Here is a 17,265-nt window from a genome sequence, read left to right on the forward strand (position 1 = left end):
CTGCAGGCTAAGCCGGGGGTGGAAGCGCCTCAACTCGACCCTTAGGCGGAGCGATGCGACTAGTACCTTAGGGAGAAGGTCGTCCTCGGTACGTCTTTTTCCTGTGGCGGCGTAGCTTTTCAGCGAGATCGCGTGCGCGACCAGGATCTGGCTGGATACGGCTAAGTAACACTGCTGCAACCACCGGCAGATTGGTGCGTTGCCAAATGTCCGGGTGCGGTCGAGGATGCAGATACGCCGATCTATGCTGCTGTCTGCCCTGGATCGCTACGCGGTCATGGCACTCAGCCTGACGACGACGGCCGTCGCCGCTCGGCTCCTCGCGCCCGCGGACATCGGAACGTTCGTCGTCGGCGGTGCGCTGTTCGTGATCGCCGACGGGCTGCGCGATTTCGGCGTCGGCGTCTATCTGATCCAGGAACGTGATCTGACGCCGATCAAGGTGCGTGCGGCGTTCACCGTGACCTTCGTCTCGTCCTGCGTCCTCGCCTGCCTCTTCTATGTCACCGCACCGACAATCGCGGCATTTTACGACGAGGCGAGACTGGTCAACGTGGTCTACATCGCCGCCGCGGGCCTTCTGATCGTGCCGTTCGGCGGCACGCTCGTCGTGCTGATGCGGCGCGACATGGCATTCGGCCGCGTCGCCCTGGTCAACGTGGCCGGTGCCGCATCCAATCTCGTGGCGGTCTCCCTCCTCGCGGTGCTCGGCTTCGGGTATCTCAGCCTCGTATGGGGCATGCTGGCCGCCAGCGTCGTCAGTTCGCTCGCCGCCTGTCTCCTGCGCCCGAGTTTCTGGGCGTTCCGACCGGCCTTTACCAACTGGGCGGCGATTCTGCGCTTCGGTGGCTATTCGAGCGCCACGACCCTGATCAACACCGCCTACCAACTCCTGCCGCAGATGGCGCTGGGACGCATTCTGGGCTTCGACGCCGTCGCCTTCTTCAGCCGGGCCGCGATGCTCTGTCAGCTTCCCGAGCGCGGCGTCGTCTCCGCCATACAGCCGGTCGTCCTGCCCGCCCTATCGACGCGCGCGCGCGCCGGCGCCGACATGCGGAAGCCGTATCTGCATGGCATCGCTCTGATGACGGTGGCGCACTGGCCGTTCCTGGGCGGACTGGCCGTCATGGCCGAGCCCGCCGTCCGCATACTGCTCGGCGACCAATGGCTGGCGGCGGTTCCGCTGGTGCAGATCCTGTCGATCGCCTATCTGGCGCTCGCGCCGGCGTTCCTAACGTATCCGCTGCTCGTATCGCTCGGCCGCGTTCGCGACACGCTCTGCCTCACCCTCGTCAGCGTACCGCTGTCGATGGTCGTCGTCATCGGCTCCGCCCAGTTCGGCCTGACCGCCATGTCCGCCAGCTTCCTCGTTCTGGCGCCGCTGCAGATGTACCTGGCCTTCCGGTTCATCAGACGCCAGGTGCCGTTCTCGTGGCCCGACCTCGCCCGCGCGATATGGCGCAGCGCGGTCGTGACCCTGGGCTCGACGTGCGCGTGCGCCTTCGGGGTGGCACTCGCAGGCGATGCGGCGCATCGTCCCGCGCTGACGCTCCTCGTCGGCAGCATCGCGGCCGCAGCCGGATGGGCGGGCTCCCTGGTGATCGTCCGCCATCCGATGCGAGAGGAGATCGGCGTCGTGTGGTCCGCCGCACGGGCGCTGCGCTTCGCAACAGGACGTGCCCCCGCATCCCGACTTCGAGTGGAGCCGGCGCCATGAACAGCACACGCCTGTCGGTGGTCATCCCGGCGTTCAATGCGGCACGCTTCGTCGCCATGGCGATCGAATCCGTCCTCGACCAGCACTATCCGGGAGAGCACGAGATCATCGTCGTCAACGACGGCTCGACGGACGGTACCGGCGAGATCGTCGAACGGTACGGCGGACGCGTCCGTCACATACGCCAGTCGAACCAGGGTCCCGCGACGGCCCGCAATACGGGCGTGATCGCCGCCCGCCATCCGCTCGTCCTGCTGCTGGATGCCGACGACATCGCCCTTCCCGGTCGCCTCGAACGTCAGGCCGCGTTCATGGGGAACCGGCCCGAGATCGACATCTGCTTCGGCAACTGGATCGTCGAGGGGGAAGAAGACGATTATCTCGCACGCTTCGGCCTGAGCGCTCCGATCGACGAGTTCGTCGAAGTCGAGGATCCGCTTTCGCGCCTTCTGGCCCGAGGAAGCTTCGTGCCCACCTCCACCGTGGCGATCCGACGAAGGACCTATCTCGAAAGCGGCATGCAGCCGAAAGGCGCCTTCTACGCCGAAGACTACGCCCTCTGGTGCGAGGTCGCCGGCAGGGGCGGCCGCTTCGCCTGCTGCGGCGCCCCGCTCGCCTGGTACCGGACCGCCTCGGACACGCGGCTCACGCGGTCTGGCCACACCTATTCCGGCTTGGTCGAGGTCCTGGGCAAGGCGCTGGTGAAACATGGGCACCGGCTCGATCCCGAATCGCATCGGGCAGCCTTGACCCGCTTCCACCGTGCGTCGGAGATCTTGCTGCGCCACGACTGGTGGACCGGAGGGCGGAAGCGCGTCCGACATCGCATGGCCAGCCTGGATCCGCCCCTGCCTGCCGCCATGCGGCGACGGTGGACTCTCGTTTCACTCGTCCCGGCCGTCATTCCGCGGATCGCCCGGCAGCTTCTGCGCGGCACGCCGCCGACGGCCGGACATGGCCGGATCGCGCTTCGGCGATCCGTGTAGGAGCGTGCGGATGGATCCGACGACCGACGCCCAGCGGCTCGAGGGGATACGCGCGATCGAACGCAACTTCGCATCGTTTCGCACCTTGACCGCCACCGCGCAACGGCACTTCGCCACGGGCCGGTTCGGCGCGGCCGCCGCCTATGTCGAGATGGCTGCGCTGTTCGCGCTGAGCAACCATTGCGGGCTCTTCGCCAGCGCCGACCTGGAGAATCTCGCGCTGCGGATCGGCCGCGCCACGGTGCCTGGACAGGACGAGCCACGCCGCACGGGTGCCTCACCGGCTCGGATTCTGCACGTCGCCACGGCCGTGACGTCGATCGGCGGACTGTCCCGAATGATCTGGCGATGGATCCGCCAGGACGCCACACGCTCCCACTCCGTCGCGCTCACCCGCCAGCGGCACCCCGTTCCCGCGGAGTTGCAGCAGGCGGTCGACGCCAGCGGCGGTCGGATACACCGCGTCAATGCGACCATCGGCAGCGTGATTGCGTGGGCGCGGCGGCTACGCGACCTAGCGGCCGACGCGGACATGGTCGTGCTGCACGTCGGCAACCGGGACGTCGTTCCCGTGCTCGCCTTCGCCGATCCGGTCGGACGCCCGAAGACCATCTACATCGATCATGCCGACCACCTCTTCTGGCTCGGCGTCGGAATTGCAGACATCGTCGCCGGTCTCCGCGGATCAGGCGCGCTTCTCGCCCGCCGGCGCCGCGGGATCGAGCCGGACCGGCAGGCACTGCTGCCCATCATCCTCGCGCCGCCGGCGCGGACGACCGGCCGCGCCGAGGCCAAGCGCCGGCTCGGCCTCGATCCGAGTGCCACGATGCTGCTGTCCGTGGCGCGGGCGGTGAAGTTCAGGACCATCGGCGGCACCAACTACGCCGAAGCGCATCTGCCGTTCCTGCGGCAGCGGCCCGACGCCTCGCTCGTGATCGTCGGCGCGGGACCGCGGCCCGACTGGGCCGACGCGATCGAAGCCGCCGGCGGCCGCATCGTCCTGCACGGCGAGCGGTCAGAGACGGCGCTGTTCTATCAGGCGGCCGACATCTATGTGGACTCCTTCCCCTTCGTGTCCACCACGTCGCTTCTGGAAGCCGGGAGCTACGAGACGCCCCTGGTCACCCGCTTCCCATATGGCGAGGCGAGCGGCATCCTCGGCGCCGACATGCCCGGCCTCGCAGGCACACTGATCCAGACGCGCAGCATCGAGGACTATACGGCGGCACTCCTGCGACTGGCCGAGGACCCCGCGCTGCGGCACGACCTCGGCGCGGCGACCCGCGCCGGCATCATTCGCCAGCACACCGGAGCGGGCTGGCAGGCCGAGGTCGAGCGGCTTTACGCCCAGGCCCTCGCACCGCGCGATCCGCCGCGCTGCACCGCCGCCGATCGCCCGGCTTACGGCGAACCCGACATCCTGATGCATCTCGTGCACGATCATCCGATCCCGGAGGATGCGCTGGTGCTGTCGCAGCTCTCTCTCATGCCGCCGGACCTGCGGCTGCGGCTTTGGCTGCGATTGCTCGGTCTGGGTGGGGGAACGGCCAATCGCATGCGCGATGCCGTGCGCTGCTGGCTCCCCGAGTGGCTTCTCGTCCACCTCAGATAGCTCGCCGAGCGGCCCGAGCGACGGCACCGTCACGGCTCGCGAATGCTCTCGTCGAAGCCACGGATCAGGGGATAGAGGAAGTAAGAGGCGACGCTGCGCCGCCCCGACATGATCTCGGCCGTCACGTTCATCCCGGGGATCAGGCGGATCGGCGCCGGGAGCTGCTTCAGGTCGACCGCGTCCAGGCTGACACGCGCGCGATAGAAGCTCGACGGCCGTTCGGCCTGCAATGGGCTATCCGGCCGGTCGCGCGCGAATGCGTCCTCGCTGATCGTCCGCAGCGAGCCGGACGCCGTGCCGTGCTTCTGAAACGGGTAGGCGTCGAACTTGATCCTGACCGACTGCCCCGCGTGGATGCGGCCGATATCGCGCGCGTCGATCGAGATCTCGCCCTCGAGCGGAACGTCGAGCGGTGTGAGTGAGAGCAGCGGTTCCGCCTCGCGCACCACCGATCCGACGGACCGATCCGCCAATTCCAGCACGACCGCATCGGACGGCGCGGTGAGCACGACGAGATCCCGCCGTCTCTCCATCTTCTTCAGTTCTTCGGCCGCAGCGGCCCGCTGCCGCTCGGCCTCGACCAGTTCCTCCATCGCGGCGCGTCGGAAGTCCTGGATGAACGCTTCCTGTTCCGCCTGCGCCTTGGCTACGCTCTGCTCGGCCGCGACCTTCGCGCCACGCACCTTGACGAGGTCGGCCTCGACGTTCAGCCGCGTGTCCTGGGCGAGCAGGTATCGCAGCCGCGACCCCGTCTGACGTTCCACCAGGGTCGCATGCATCGTCACGATCTCGCCGAGGTTTGCCGAACGCTTGACCAGCGCCCGCTCCTCGGCGCGTGTCTTCGCCACCTCCGCCTTGCCCATGTCCATCAGGCGGGCATAGTGCGCGAGCTGCGACGCCAGATAGGCGCGGCGCTGCAGCAGCAGGCGCGCCTGCAGCGATCCTTCCTCGCCGCGTTCCGCGAGGCCCGGCGCGTCGCGGTCGTTGAGTTCGGCGGTCAGCCGTCTGACCTGGGCATCGTAGGTGGCGTGGCGGGCACGGAGCTGATCGGCATCGGATTGGGCAAAGGTCGCGTCCAGCCGCGCCAGCGTCTGCCCGGCCCGGACCACTTCGCCCACCGTGACGTCGATCGACCGGATCACCGAGGTTTCCAGGGGCTGCACAACGATGGACGGCCGCGTCGTTATCAGCCGGCCTGGCGCCACGACCACCTCGTCGACCTGGGAGACCGTCGCCCACGTCACCGCGCCGACGATCAGCGCCGCGACCAGGTACAGCGTCACCCGCGCGACCCGGGGCGGCTCGCTCGCCTCCAGTTCCATCGCATCGGGCTGGAACGCCGCAATGAAGGAGCGTGTAGCCGATGCGGGCGCCGACTGGCTCCTGATCACGAGGGCGCGCGTCTGCGGGGCCTGGTCGCCGGTCATGCCGCATGCCTCGTCTGCTGCGTCCAGAGCTGGCGATAGACAGGATTCCGCGACAGCAGCTGATCGTGCCGGCCCAGGTCGGCGACCCGCCCGCGATCGATCACCAGGATCGCGTTCGCGTCGACCAGCGTCGACAGCCGGTGCGACACGATCACGACGGTCCGGCCGCTCGAGATCCGGCGAAGATTGTCGCGAACCAGCGCCTCGCTCTCCGGATCGAGGGCACTGGTGGCCTCGTCGAAGATGAGGATCCGCGGATCGGCCACCAGCGCACGGGCGATCGCCAGTCGCTGCTTCTGGCCGCCGGACAGGTTCTCCGCATTCTCCTCGAGAACGGTCTCGAAGCCGCGCGGCAGGCGTTCGATGAATTCGGTCGCCCCGGCCATCTCGGCGGCACGGGCGACTTCGTCGGGGGTAGCGTTCGGCTTTCCGGCGAGGATGTTGTCCCGCACCGTGCCCCGGAAGAGAAAGCTGTCCTGCAGCACCACGCCGATGCTGTTCCGCAGATGCACCAGGTCGATCTCGCGAATGTCGAAGCCGTCCAGACGGAGCAGCCCCTGCTGGATCGGGTAGAGACCCTGGATCAGTCGCGTGATCGTGGTCTTTCCGGACCCGCTCTTGCCCACGACGCCGAACAGGCTGCCGGCGGGGATCTTGAAGGAGATATCGTCCAGCGCCGGCCGTCCGTCCGCGCCATAGCGGAACGTGACGCCTTCGAACTCCAGCGCTCCGCCGAGGTCGGGGCGGAGGCCCGCCCCCTGCACCGCCTGCTCGGGGCGCTGGTTCATCAGCTGGCCCAGCATGCGCACCGAGAGCGCGACGTCCTGATACTCGTGAACCATGGTGACGATCTGCACCAGCGGCCCGGAGACCCGGTTGGCCAGCATGTTGAACGCGACCAGCGCACCGATCGTCATCGAACCGTCGAAGACCGCCATCGCGCCGAAGCCGATGATGGCCACCATCATCATCTTCTCGACCATCCCGGTGAGGGACTGGGCGGTGGTCGACACCGTCTCCACCCGCGCCCGGACCGCCACGGTCTGCGCCGAGCGATCGTCCCACAGCCGCCGCTGCCGCGGCTCCATCGCGAGCGATTTCACCGTCCGGATCCCGTGGACCGTTTCCACGAGAAGCGCCTGACGCTCGGCCTCCGCCTCGTACAGGTTCGCCAGCCGCCGCCGGAACGGCCCGACCAGCAGCGCCACGATACCGCCCACCAGCGCCGTGAAGGCCAGCACCACGCAGGTCAGCTCGACGCTGTACATCAGGAGGACGGGAATGAAGACGAACAGCGAGAGGCCGTCGAGCAGCGTCAGGAACAGGCGGCCGGTCAGAAACTCGCGTATCCGCCCGGTCTGCTGCATGTGTTTGACGAGCACGCCCGCCGAGGCGCGCTCGAAGAGGCTGATCGGCAGGCTGAGAAGGTGGCCGAATGTGCGCGTCGCCACACGGATGTCGATGCGATTGGACGCGAACAGCAGCAGATAGCGGCGCAGGAAGGAGAACGCGGCGTCGAAGGCCAGCGCGACCAGCACGCCTGCTGTCAGCACGTAGAGGGTCTGGTAGCTCTCGTGCACCAGGACCTTGTCGATCACCAGCTGGAAGAAGATCGGCGTGACCAGACCCAGCGCGTACAGAAGGACGGCTGCGACGGCGACATCCGCGAACAGCCGGCGCTGCCGGAGGATCTCCGGAACGAACCAGCGGAATCCGAAGGGCTGATCGGGATCCGCCAGCCGGTAGCTGCGCTTCAGCAGCAGGATGTCGCCGCTCCACCGTTCCCGGAAGCGGGCCTCTGTGACGTCCATCAACTCCGGACGCACCGCCAGCGGATCCAGCACGCGGACGACCCCCTCGCCCTGCGCGTCGCCGTCTGCTTCCGCCGCGATGATCCTTCCGATGCCGGCGACGAGGATCCAGTTGCCGTTCGTAAGGCGCGCCATCGCCGGATAGGCCTGGCCGAGTTCGGTCAGCTCGTTCCAGCCGACGCTGCGGGCCCGCGCCTTCAGGCCGAGGTCCCGGGCCATGCGCACCAGCATGGTGTCGTCCACGGCCTCCTCGCCGATCGCATAGTCGTGCACGAGGCGGTGGACGCTGACGTCGAGCCCGTGATGCCGCGCGACGAGTGCGAGGCAGTGGAGCCCCGTATCGCCGGAGATGGGAGCTGAACCGGGTGCCGGTGCCGGTGCCTCGCTCATCGTCACGCCCCGTCGCGGCGGCTGCGCCGGCGGCTCAGTTGAAGTTCGGCGAGGCGTTCCGGCCCACGGGCTCGGCTGCCGGCGATGCCGTGTCGCGTATCGGAAGGACGATCCGCCGATCGACCGGCTTGGTTTCGGCCAGTCCCGCCACCGCCTTCTGCATCAGCTTGACCGCCTCGGCGAACGCATCGCCCGGCATGATGACGCGCTGCCGGACCACGGGCTTCGGGTTGTTGTGGGCGTCGCGCTGGTCGTGCGACAGGCTGACGAAGTCGATCCGGACGATCGACCCGGTGACGGTGATCTCGCCGACGCCGTCGGCATACAGTTCTTCGCGCATGGCTCATGTCCTTTCGGTGATGCGGGTTAGGCGGAGCGTGCCGCCGCGGCGTGGCCGTGCGGGTGGTGGTGTGCGAGCGACGTCCAAAGCGAAAGCGAGTCCCGCAGGCCCTCGAAATGCCGCGGATCGAAACGGTCGGCCGGGCCGGTGAGGCAGGCGTCGAGGGCCGAGCGGATCGCGGCTTCGTCGATGCCCGTTCCGATGAAAACGAGTTCCTGCCGCCGGTCGCCCCAGACGGGCGACCAGTGCCGCCGCATCATCTCGTGGAACACACGATGGTTCGGCCAGAGAACGCGCGGCACGGTCGTCCACCACTGTCCGCGCGCCTCCATCCGGCGCTGCCGCCCCGTCCAGGACAGATGGCAGAGCTGGTCCGGACGCGTCGCCAGCCAGAAATGGCCTTTCGCGCGCAGGACGCCGTGCCATCGCCGCTGCGCGAACGCTGCCAGGGCAGCGGGGGCGAACGGCCGGCGGGCCCGATAGACGAAGCTCGATATCCCGTATTCCTCGGTTTCCGGGACATGGTCTTCCGGGGCGTGCAGCGCCTTGTGCCAGAGCGGCCGCCGCGCCGCGCGGCGCTCGTCGAACAGGCCGGTGCCCATCGCCTCGACGGCCGGCACGACGCCGTACGAGGTCTCGATCACACGCGCCTCGGGGTTGAGCGCTCTCAGGATCGCGCGTACGCGGCGGAGATGATCCGGCGTCACGTCGCGCGCCTTGTTCACGATCAGCACATCCGCGAACTCGATCTGGTCGGCCAGCAGATCGGCCAGTGTCCGGCCGTCGTCGGTGCCGGCGGCCAGCCCTCTGTCGCAAAGCGTATCGAGGCTGCCGTACAGGTCCGGGAGGTCGATCGCGTCGACCACGGCGACCACCGTATCGAGGCGGGCGATATCGGCCAGCGAGCGGCCCGCCTCGTCCCGGAACGAGAAGGAGGCGGCGATCGGCAGCGGTTCCGCGATGCCGGTACTTTCGATCACGAGATAATCGAAGCGCCCGGTGCCGGCCAGGCGCCGCACCTCCGTCAGCAGGTCGTCCCGTAGCGTGCAGCAGATGCACCCGTTGCTCAGCTCGACGAGCTGCTCCTCGGTGCGCGCGAAGCCCGGCGTTCCGCCGCGGATCAGGTCGGCGTCGATGTTGACTTCGCTCATGTCGTTCACGATCACCGCGATCCGGCGGCTCTCGCGGCTGTTCAGGATGTGGTTCAGGACGCTGGTCTTGCCTGCGCCCAGGAAACCGGTGAGCAGTGTCGCGGGCAGGCGCTCGGGGCGCGCCGTCATCGCCGGCTACGCCGTGAGGTGGGTGTCGAAGACGACATCCACCCAATAGTTGGTCTGGTTGTAGCTCTCGGTCGGAAACACCCCCGACGGCCCGTAGGCGTACACCCCGTTGCCGCCCGCCGTGGATGAGGCCAATGCGCGGAGCGGCCCATTGGAGAGTTCACCGCCGAAGAAGGCCGGCGTCGCGGAGTAGAAGCCGTTGGTGTGGTAGGAGGCGACGTAAGTGGTGTCCGCCGCGATCGCGACCGGGCTGGCGAAGCTCGCCGTCTGCCAGCCGCTCGCGGTCTCGGCGGTGAAGGTGGCGGTCGCGAGCAGCGACCCCGCCGCGGTCCAGATATGCGCTTCATGCGTCCCGACGTTTTCCGCAGCCTTGTAGAACCGCACGCCGGTGATGCTTCCGGCGACGTCGGCCTGGAACTTGATGCCCAGTTCCACGGGATCGGGATCGTTGGCGGCCAGGACCGCCGGCACGTCTCCGGACGAGAACAGGCTGAGGCCGATGCCCGGTTCGTTCACCGTCAGGCCGACCGTCGCCGACGCGCTGCCGCCGCGTCCGTCCGAGATCGTATAGTCGAAGCCGGCGGCGCCGCTGTAGCCGGCGTCTGGCGTGAAGGTGACGGTCTGCGCCACCGGGTCCAGGACGACGCTGCCGTTCGTCGCACTGCCGACCGCCGTGATCGTCAGCGGGTCGCCATTGCCGTCGGTGTCGTTCCCGGTCAGCGCCGCCGCCGCCAGGACCAGCGGCGTCTCGTGCGCGGTGCTGAAGCCCGCGTCCGCCACCGCCACCGGCGCCTGATTCTCCTCGACCGTCTCGTTATAGACGACGTCGACCCAATAGTTCGAGCCGTTGTAGCTGCCGGTCGGGAAGCTGCCCGGCGCGCCATAGGCGTAGACGCCGTTGCCGCCTCCCGCCGCCGAGGACGGCGCGCGCAGGGGCCCGTTCACCGTTTCGGCAGCGAAGTAGTTCGCGTCGACCGCATAATTGCCGTTGGTGTGATAGGAGGCGACGTAGGTGGTGTTCGCCGCGATCGCGACCGGGCTGGCGAAGCTCACCGTCTGCCAGCCGCTCGCCGTCTCGTTGGTGAAGGTGGCGGTCGCGAGGACGGTGCCGGAGGCCGTCCACAGCCGCCCCGTGTGCACGCCGGTATTCTCCGGCCCCTTGTAGAAGCGGATGCCGGAGATCGTGCCCGCACTGTCCGCGCGGAACTTGACGCCCAGTTCTACGGGATTGGGATCGCCGGAAGAGATCGTCCCGGGCACGTCTCCGGACGAGAACAGGCTGAGGCCGATGCCCGGTTCGTTCACCGTCAGGCCGACCGTCGCCGACGCGTTGCCGCCGCGTCCGTCCGAGATCGTATAGTCGAAGCCGGCGGCACCGCTGTAGCCGGCGTCCGGCGTGAAGGTGACGGTCTGCGCCACCGGGTCCAGGACGACGCTGCCGTTCGTCGCACTGCCGACCGCCGTGATCGTCAGCGGGTCGCCATTGCCGTCGGTGTCGTTCCCGGTCAGCGCTGCCGCCGCCAGGACCAGCGGCGTCTCATGCGCGGTCGTAAAGCCCGCGTCCGCCACAGCCACCGGCGGCTGGTTCTCCTCGACCGTCTCGTTGTAGACGACGTCGACCCAGTAGTTCGAGCTGTTGTAGCTGTTGTTCGGGAAGCTGCCGGGCGCGCCGTAGGCGAAGACGCCATTGCCCCCGACAGCAGCTGAAGATGGCGCGCGCAGCGGGCCGTTCACCGTCTCGGCGGTGAAAAAGTTCACATCCAGCGCGTAGTTGCCGTTGGTGTGGTAGGACGCGACATAGGTCGTGTTGGCAACGATCGCGACCGGGCTGGCGAAGCTCACCGTCTGCCAGCCGCTGGCCGTCTCGTTGGTGAAGGTGGCGGTCGCGAGGACGGTGCCGGAGGCGGTCCACAGCCGCCCCGTATGCACGCCGGTATTCTCCGGCCCCTTGTAGAAGCGGATGCCGGAGATCGTGCCGGCGCTGTCCGCCCGGAACTTGACACCCAACTCCACGGGATCTGGATCGCCGGAGGACAGGATCGCCGGAACGGCGGCGGGCGAGAACAGGCTGAGGCCGATCCCGGGCTCGGTCACCGTCAGGCCGACCGACGCCGATGCGCTGCCGCCGCGTCCGTCCGAGATCGTATAGTCGAAGCCGGCGGCACCGCTGTAGCCGGCGTCCGGCGTGAAGGTGACGGTCTGCGCCGCTTGGTTCAGCACGACGCTCCCGTTCGTGGCACTTCCGACCGCCGTGATCGTGAGGGGGTCGCCGTTGGCGTCCGTGTCGTTCGCCGTCAGCGCCGCCGCCGCGAGAACCAGAGGCGTCTCGTGCGCCGTCGTGAAGCCCGCGTCGGCCACTGCCACCGGCGGCTGGTTCGGCTCCTCCTGGAAGACGACGTCTACCCAATAGTTCTGATCGAGATAGGTCCCGTCCGGGAATGTGCCGACATCGCCGTAGCCGTACACGCCCGCACCGTTGGATGCGGTGAGCGGGCCGCTCTGGCGGGGCGCATCGAAGTAGCCGGTATCGACGGAATAGCGCCCCGCACTGTGGTAGGAGGCGACATAGGTGGTGCCGGCCGCAATGGCGACCGGCTGTGCGAAGCTCACCGACTGCCACCCGCTGGTCGTCTCGTTGGTGAACGGCGCCGCGGCGAGCAGCGTCCCGGAGGCGGTCCACAGGTGGGCCGTATGCTGGCCCTGGTTGAGAAAGCTCTTGTAGAAGCGGACGCCGGTAATGCTGCCGTTCGTCTGAGCCGTGAACCGCAGGCCGAGTTCGATCGGCATGTTGTCGTCGACATAGAGGTCGGCCGGCACGTCCGCATAAGTCCAGAAGCTCGACGTCTCGGGCAATGTCACGGTGACCGCCCGTCCCGGCCCCGGTGTCTCCAGGTTCAGGCTGTCGTCGACCGCGCGCGACAGGATCGGATAGCTGCCGACCGGCCCCACCTGCCCGGTGTAGCTCCACGTCTCACGACCGGTCGCCTTCCGCCACGAGTTGCCGCCGTCCAGCGACACCTCGATGCCCGCCACCTTTCCGCCGCCGCCGTCCGCAGCCGTCCCGGTTATGGTGACCGTCTGGCCGTCGACGAACGTCGCCCCTTCGAAAACCGCCGATATCTGCGAGGACGGCGCCAGTGCATCGGACGATGGTGCGGCGAGAACCAGGCTGGCTTCGAGCGTGTCCGGCTGGATGCCCATGTCCGCGAACAGGTTGACCATCGCCTGCTGCACGTTGGGATCGGTCGGGGTCGGCTCGTTGTCGTGGTTGTCGTCCAGTCCCCACGACCAGTAGACGGTGCCCGCCCCGAACACGATGGCGCCGCTCTCGGCGCGATACATCGTCAGGCTGTGCGTCGCCTCGCCCGGACCGACGGTCGACCCGAAGTCCATCAGGAACGTGTCGACTTCCACCGTCGTCAGCGACAGGTTGATCAGGCCGGCCGGCCGGAAGCCGTTGTCGACGTCGGAATCCCACTCGTAACCCAGCAGATTGCCGACCAGCGCGCCGGTCTCGCCGACCTGCAATGTCGACATCCCCGTGTTGCGCCAGAACCGGAACTGGGAGAAGTCGTAGGGTACGCTGATCGTGTCGAGCCGGTACGCGTCGACCTGGAACATTGTGCCGGTCAGGGAGTTCTCCGGCTCCTGCCCCTCGTCCCAGAAGCGTTCGTCGCGCCAGGTGCCCGTGCTGGTGCCACTGGGGTCGATGCTTGTTCCGGCCCAGGTCTCCTTGTAGCAGACGAGGGTGCGATAGGGCATGCCGTCGCCGTCTATGCTCGTCTCCCAGCGGGCCTTCCAGTAGACCTCGTTGCCGCTGAAGAAGGAGAGATTGACCCCGGCGTCGCGCGCCGCCTCCACGTTCGCACGCTGTTCGGCGGTCCAGTATTCGTCGTGGCCCACCGACAGGAACATCTGATGGTCCAGCAACTGCGCCCCGGCGCGCGCGGTATCGGCCCCGCCGATATAGGAGACGTCGTAGCCGTTCTGCTCGATCCAGCGGATCGCCGAATATTCGACGCCGAACAGATAGTTCTGCGGCCCCCAGGCGTAGATCTCGGAATGCAGGAACGGCCGGTTGTAGCTGACGGCGTAGGCGCGGCCGATCGCGTTCAGCCCGCAGCTGCAGTTGGGCGGGTTGTAGGAGATGATCTCCTCGGGATCGACCGGCACGTCGCCGCCATAGAAGTTGGCGCCGCCCCAGGGATTGTAGGCCTGCCAAGTCGTGTCCGACGTCTGGAAGACGATGTCGCTCGCGGTGCCGTCGCCGCGGACGACGAACGGAATCTCGTTGGCACCCTCGGTTCCATCCTGCCGGCGCATGACGGCCAGATAGACGCCCGAGACGGCATCCTCCGGGACCTCCCATTCGGCGGAGACACCCCAGTTGCCGCAGTCGATGAGGCCCCGCTCCATGTCCACGATCGGATGCGGCTGTACCTGCGGCGTCTCGCTCTGGCGCTCGATGGTCGCGACCTTCCGAGCGCCCATCCCGCCATAGTAACCGAGCCGGTAGATGTCGATGCGGTAGTCGGTGGAATCCGTGGCGATCTTGAAGCTGACCGTCTCGCCCTGGTCGACGCTGAATTCCGTCGCGAAGCCTTCGATGCTGCGGTCACGCTCCGTCAGGCGCCACTCGCTTTCCGGCGAACCCGGCAGGGCGTTTTCCAGCGCGATCCGTCCCAAGGTGGTAGGCGGCGCGATTTCATCGCTCGCGGCGGGATTGACCGACACCCGGACGAATTCCGACGGGGGCGGCAGCACCTCCTCGATCCCCGGCACGGCCCAACCCGGGAGCTTTTCGACGGCCGTGTTGGCCGGCTGGACACGCAACCCCTCGGAAGAGGGCTGGAGCGGCGCCGGCGCATCCGGGACGGTGGACGCGCCCGATCCATCAGCCGATGCCACGTCCCCGACGGCGGCGGCGACGTTCGCCTGCTCGTCGTCGGCGACCAATGCCGAACCGGCGGTCCTCGGCGCACCGGGCATGCCCTGCGGCCCGGCGGTCTCGTCCATCGCGGCGCCGCCTGCCTCGCTGCCGACCAAAGCCGTGGTGTCCGCCTCCGGCGCGCCGGCGGCGGTATCGGCCTGCAGCGGTTCACCGGTGACCGCCGACAGGGCGAGGAAGCCTCGGGCGTCCGGCGAGCCGGCGGCGATTGCAGTATGGTCGCGGAGCATCGGCGATTCCCGTTGCGATCTCCGCACACCCTCCCCGGAATGCAGCGTGCCGGGGTAGTCGGTTTTTCGGATTACCTCCCTTTCAACCACCCCCCGCAAGCTGGCGGAGACGGGTTGTTCACGACATGACGGCGCCGCGGGGCTTGGGGGAGCGAGATGACGGCGGAGAGCGTTACCGTGGACACTCGGTCGAGGCCGTTCCGCAGTCGGAACGTGCCGAGGGAGCCTATCTCGGCAGAATAGCGATTGCCGCCGGAACGTGCGCCGCAGGATACGCAGGAGCGGCTTTCGGCTAGACAGGGTGCGGGAGAGGAGAACCGCGATCCTGCAGCAGACGTCCACGTACGCAGACGCCGCGCGGCTCGCTCCCTCTCCCGGAACTCGATGACCGCTCGGAAATTTTCCAGGAGGATCAACCGACGCGCGCGCGGAGAGCTAGCCCCCTGCACCAGGACACTGTACTAGAAATTGGGCAACCCGCCCTTTAAGGGCTGAAACCGTTCGCTTTTTGAGTTTGGCTGGGGGACCTGGATTCGAACCAGGGCTGCTCGGGTCAGAGCCGAGAGTTCTACCGCTAAACTATCCCCCAAGCGGGCGAGGCCGACGGGCGGGTCGGGCAAGCGCCGCTGAACTTAATGATCGGGCGGCGCTATGGCAACCCGTCTCGCGCGGGGTTAGCATGTTCGCAACGATACGGGGCCGCGCGGCCTGGGGAGGCGGGCGCGAGCACCCGGGGAGACGTGAGGTGGCGACGTACGAGGAGTGGCGCTGCAGGCGCCGATGGCGAGGACGTGCCCGCGGGTCGGGACCGCCGGGGGACCCGGCCGAGCCGGTCTACGGCGCGCTCGATCTGGGCACCAACAACTGCCGCCTGCTCGTCGCCACACCCAACCGCTACGGCTTCGACGTCGTCGACTCCTTTTCCCGCATCGTGCGGCTCGGCGAAGGGCTGCAGGCCAGCGGCGAGCTCTCCGAGGCGGCCATCGAGCGCACCATCTCCGCCCTGAAGGTCTGCGCCGCGAAGCTGGAGCGGACCGGCACCAACCGCCTGCGCAGCGTCGCGACCGAGGCCTGCCGCCGGGCGCGCAACTGCGGGACCTTCGTCGAGCGGGTCGCCGAGGAGACCGGGGTCGAGCTGGAGATCATCGACACCGCCGAGGAGGCGCGCCTCGCCGCCGGCGGCTGCGCGCCGCTGCTCGACCAGCGCCGGGCGCGCGCGCTGATGTTCGACATCGGCGGCGGCTCGACCGAGGTGATGTGGGTCGCCGTGCCGGCGCGCGGCCAGCCGCAGGTCATCGACTGCATCTCCGTGCCGCTCGGCGTCGTCAACATGGCGGAGCGCTGGGGCGGCCACGAGGTTTCGGCCGGGGCGTACGAAGCGATGATCGCCGAAGTGCGCGCCGGACTGGAGCCGTTCGAGGCGCGTCACCATATCGCCGAGGAAGCCCGGGCGGGCCGGGTGCAGATGCTGGGATCGTCCGGCACCGTCACCACGGTCGTCGGCATCCGCCTCGACCTGCCGAAATACCAGCGGCGCGCCGTGGACGGCCAGTTTCTCGAGCGCACCGACATCGACAGGATCAGCGAGCAGTTGCGGACCATGACCTATGCCGAGCGCGCCGCGCACCCCTGCATCGGCGCCGACCGCGCCGACCTGGTGGTGGTCGGCTGCGCCATCCTGGCCGCCATCTGCCGGCTCTGGCCGGCGGAGCGGCTGCGCGTCGGCGACCGCGGCGTGCGCGAGGGCATCCTGCTGTCGCTGATGGCGGCGGACCGCGGCGCGACGCATGTCCGCGGCGCCGGCGCGTCGGGCGGATATTCCGCGTGACCGCCGGCCGCGGTTCCGGCTCGCGCGAGGTCACCGTCCGCCTGCGCACCGCGCGCAAGCGCAGCAACTCGTCGGCGCGCTGGCTCGAGCGCCAGCTGAACGACCCCTACGTCACCGAGGCGAAGCGCCTGGGCTGGCGCTCGCGCGCCGCCTTCAAGCTGATCGAGCTCGACGACCGCTTCCACATCCTCACCCCCGGCAAGCGCGTGCTCGACCTGGGCGCCGCCCCCGGCGGCTGGACCCAGGTCGCGGTCGCACGCTGCGGCGCGAGGAGCCGCGTCGTCGCCGTCGACATCCAGGCGATGGACGCGGTCGACGGTGCGGCGGTGCTGCAGCTCGACGCCACCCTGCCGGCCGCCGAGCCGGTCATCGCCGACGCGCTCGGTGGTGCCGCCGACATCGTGCTCAGCGACATGGCGCCCTCGACCATCGGCCATGCCGCGACCGACAAGATCCGCATCCTCGGCATGGCGGAGGCGGCCTACGACCTCGGCCGGGTCTTCCTGGCCCCAGGCGGCACCTTCGTCTGCAAGCTGTTCCAGGGCGGCGCGCACGCCTCGCTGCTGAACATGCTGAAGCGCGATTTCGCCCAGGTGCGCCACGCCAAGCCGCCGGCGAGCCGCAAGGACTCGTCCGAGATCTACCTGGTCGCGACCGGCTTCCGCGGCGAGCCGCAGTAACGACTCGGAGGAGGCG

The 17,265-nt window shown here is 68.6% G+C and carries 10 protein-coding genes and 1 tRNA gene; 5 read left to right on the forward strand and 6 right to left on the reverse strand.

Annotated elements, in window-relative coordinates; genetic code table 11:
- Positions 1-244: 244 nt before the first annotated feature.
- From ABIE65_RS16825 to ABIE65_RS16835, 3 genes are read left to right on the forward strand one after another with little or no spacing between them, the layout of a single operon-like run.
- Complete coding sequence (locus tag ABIE65_RS16825) at positions 245-1,717, forward strand: lipopolysaccharide biosynthesis protein (RefSeq protein ID WP_354079237.1); 1,473 nt, start codon at positions 245-247, stop codon at positions 1,715-1,717.
- Positions 1,714-2,703, forward strand: coding sequence for a glycosyltransferase family 2 protein (locus ABIE65_RS16830; RefSeq protein WP_354079238.1), 990 nt, complete (start codon positions 1,714-1,716; stop codon positions 2,701-2,703). Before ABIE65_RS16825 ends, ABIE65_RS16830 begins: the two co-directional genes overlap by 4 nt.
- A gap of 10 nt (positions 2,704-2,713) precedes the next feature.
- Entirely contained in the window at positions 2,714-4,315 is a 1,602-nt protein-coding gene (locus ABIE65_RS16835) for a glycosyltransferase family 4 protein (RefSeq protein ID WP_354079240.1), read from the forward strand.
- Positions 4,316-4,344: 29 nt separating this feature from the next.
- Here ABIE65_RS16835 and ABIE65_RS16840 read toward each other — a convergent pair whose 3' ends face one another.
- The 6 genes from ABIE65_RS16840 to ABIE65_RS16865 form a co-directional block, all read right to left on the reverse strand.
- A complete protein-coding gene (locus ABIE65_RS16840) occupies positions 4,345-5,742 on the reverse strand; it encodes an HlyD family type I secretion periplasmic adaptor subunit (RefSeq protein WP_354079242.1) in 1,398 nt (465 codons plus the stop codon).
- Complete coding sequence (locus tag ABIE65_RS16845; RefSeq protein WP_354079243.1) at positions 5,739-7,943, reverse strand: peptidase domain-containing ABC transporter; 2,205 nt, start codon at positions 7,941-7,943, stop codon at positions 5,739-5,741. The genes ABIE65_RS16840 and ABIE65_RS16845 overlap by 4 nt, the downstream gene beginning before the upstream one ends.
- A gap of 34 nt (positions 7,944-7,977) precedes the next feature.
- Positions 7,978-8,283 carry a hypothetical protein gene (locus ABIE65_RS16850; RefSeq protein WP_354079244.1) on the reverse strand — a complete coding sequence of 102 codons (306 nt, stop codon included), beginning with the start codon at positions 8,281-8,283 and terminating at the stop codon, positions 7,978-7,980.
- Positions 8,284-8,309: 26 nt separating this feature from the next.
- Positions 8,310-9,563, reverse strand: coding sequence for a GTP-binding protein (locus ABIE65_RS16855; RefSeq protein ID WP_354079246.1), 1,254 nt, complete (start codon positions 9,561-9,563; stop codon positions 8,310-8,312).
- Between the two features lie 6 nt (positions 9,564-9,569).
- Positions 9,570-14,741, reverse strand: coding sequence for a DUF4082 domain-containing protein (locus tag ABIE65_RS16860; protein ID WP_354079248.1), 5,172 nt, complete (start codon positions 14,739-14,741; stop codon positions 9,570-9,572).
- A gap of 515 nt (positions 14,742-15,256) precedes the next feature.
- Positions 15,257-15,330: transfer RNA gene (locus ABIE65_RS16865), tRNA-Gln, on the reverse strand.
- A gap of 156 nt (positions 15,331-15,486) precedes the next feature.
- On the opposite strand from ABIE65_RS16865, the gene ABIE65_RS16870 reads away from it, so the two are divergent.
- On the forward strand, positions 15,487-16,569 hold the full coding sequence (locus ABIE65_RS16870; RefSeq protein ID WP_354079250.1) for a Ppx/GppA phosphatase family protein: 1,083 nt from the start codon (positions 15,487-15,489) through the stop codon (positions 16,567-16,569).
- The gene (locus tag ABIE65_RS16875; protein ID WP_502918546.1) at positions 16,557-17,249 is read left to right on the forward strand and encodes an RlmE family RNA methyltransferase; all 693 of its coding nucleotides are present in this window, start codon (positions 16,557-16,559) and stop codon (positions 17,247-17,249) included. The genes ABIE65_RS16870 and ABIE65_RS16875 overlap by 13 nt, the downstream gene beginning before the upstream one ends.
- The last annotated feature ends 16 nt before the right edge of the window (positions 17,250-17,265 follow it).

It is taken from the genome of Constrictibacter sp. MBR-5, assembly GCF_040549485.1.
Taxonomy (GTDB): Bacteria; Pseudomonadota; Alphaproteobacteria; order JAJUGE01; family JAJUGE01; genus Constrictibacter.

What these genes read in the sequence shown, in the direction of transcription:
- ABIE65_RS16845 (WP_354079243.1), bottom strand. Translation starts at nt 7,943, where the DNA reads ATGAGCGAGGCACCGGCACCGGCACCCGGTTCAGCTCCCATCTCCGGC.
- ABIE65_RS16850 (WP_354079244.1), bottom strand. Translation starts at nt 8,283, where the DNA reads ATGCGCGAAGAACTGTATGCCGACGGCGTCGGCGAGATCACCGTCACC.
- ABIE65_RS16835 (WP_354079240.1), top strand. Translation starts at nt 2,714, where the DNA reads ATGGATCCGACGACCGACGCCCAGCGGCTCGAGGGGATACGCGCGATC.
- ABIE65_RS16840 (WP_354079242.1), bottom strand. Translation starts at nt 5,742, where the DNA reads ATGACCGGCGACCAGGCCCCGCAGACGCGCGCCCTCGTGATCAGGAGC.
- ABIE65_RS16830 (WP_354079238.1), top strand. Translation starts at nt 1,714, where the DNA reads ATGAACAGCACACGCCTGTCGGTGGTCATCCCGGCGTTCAATGCGGCA.
- ABIE65_RS16855 (WP_354079246.1), bottom strand. Translation starts at nt 9,563, where the DNA reads ATGACGGCGCGCCCCGAGCGCCTGCCCGCGACACTGCTCACCGGTTTC.
- ABIE65_RS16825 (WP_354079237.1), top strand. Translation starts at nt 245, where the DNA reads ATGCTGCTGTCTGCCCTGGATCGCTACGCGGTCATGGCACTCAGCCTG.
- ABIE65_RS16860 (WP_354079248.1), bottom strand. Translation starts at nt 14,741, where the DNA reads ATGCTCCGCGACCATACTGCAATCGCCGCCGGCTCGCCGGACGCCCGA.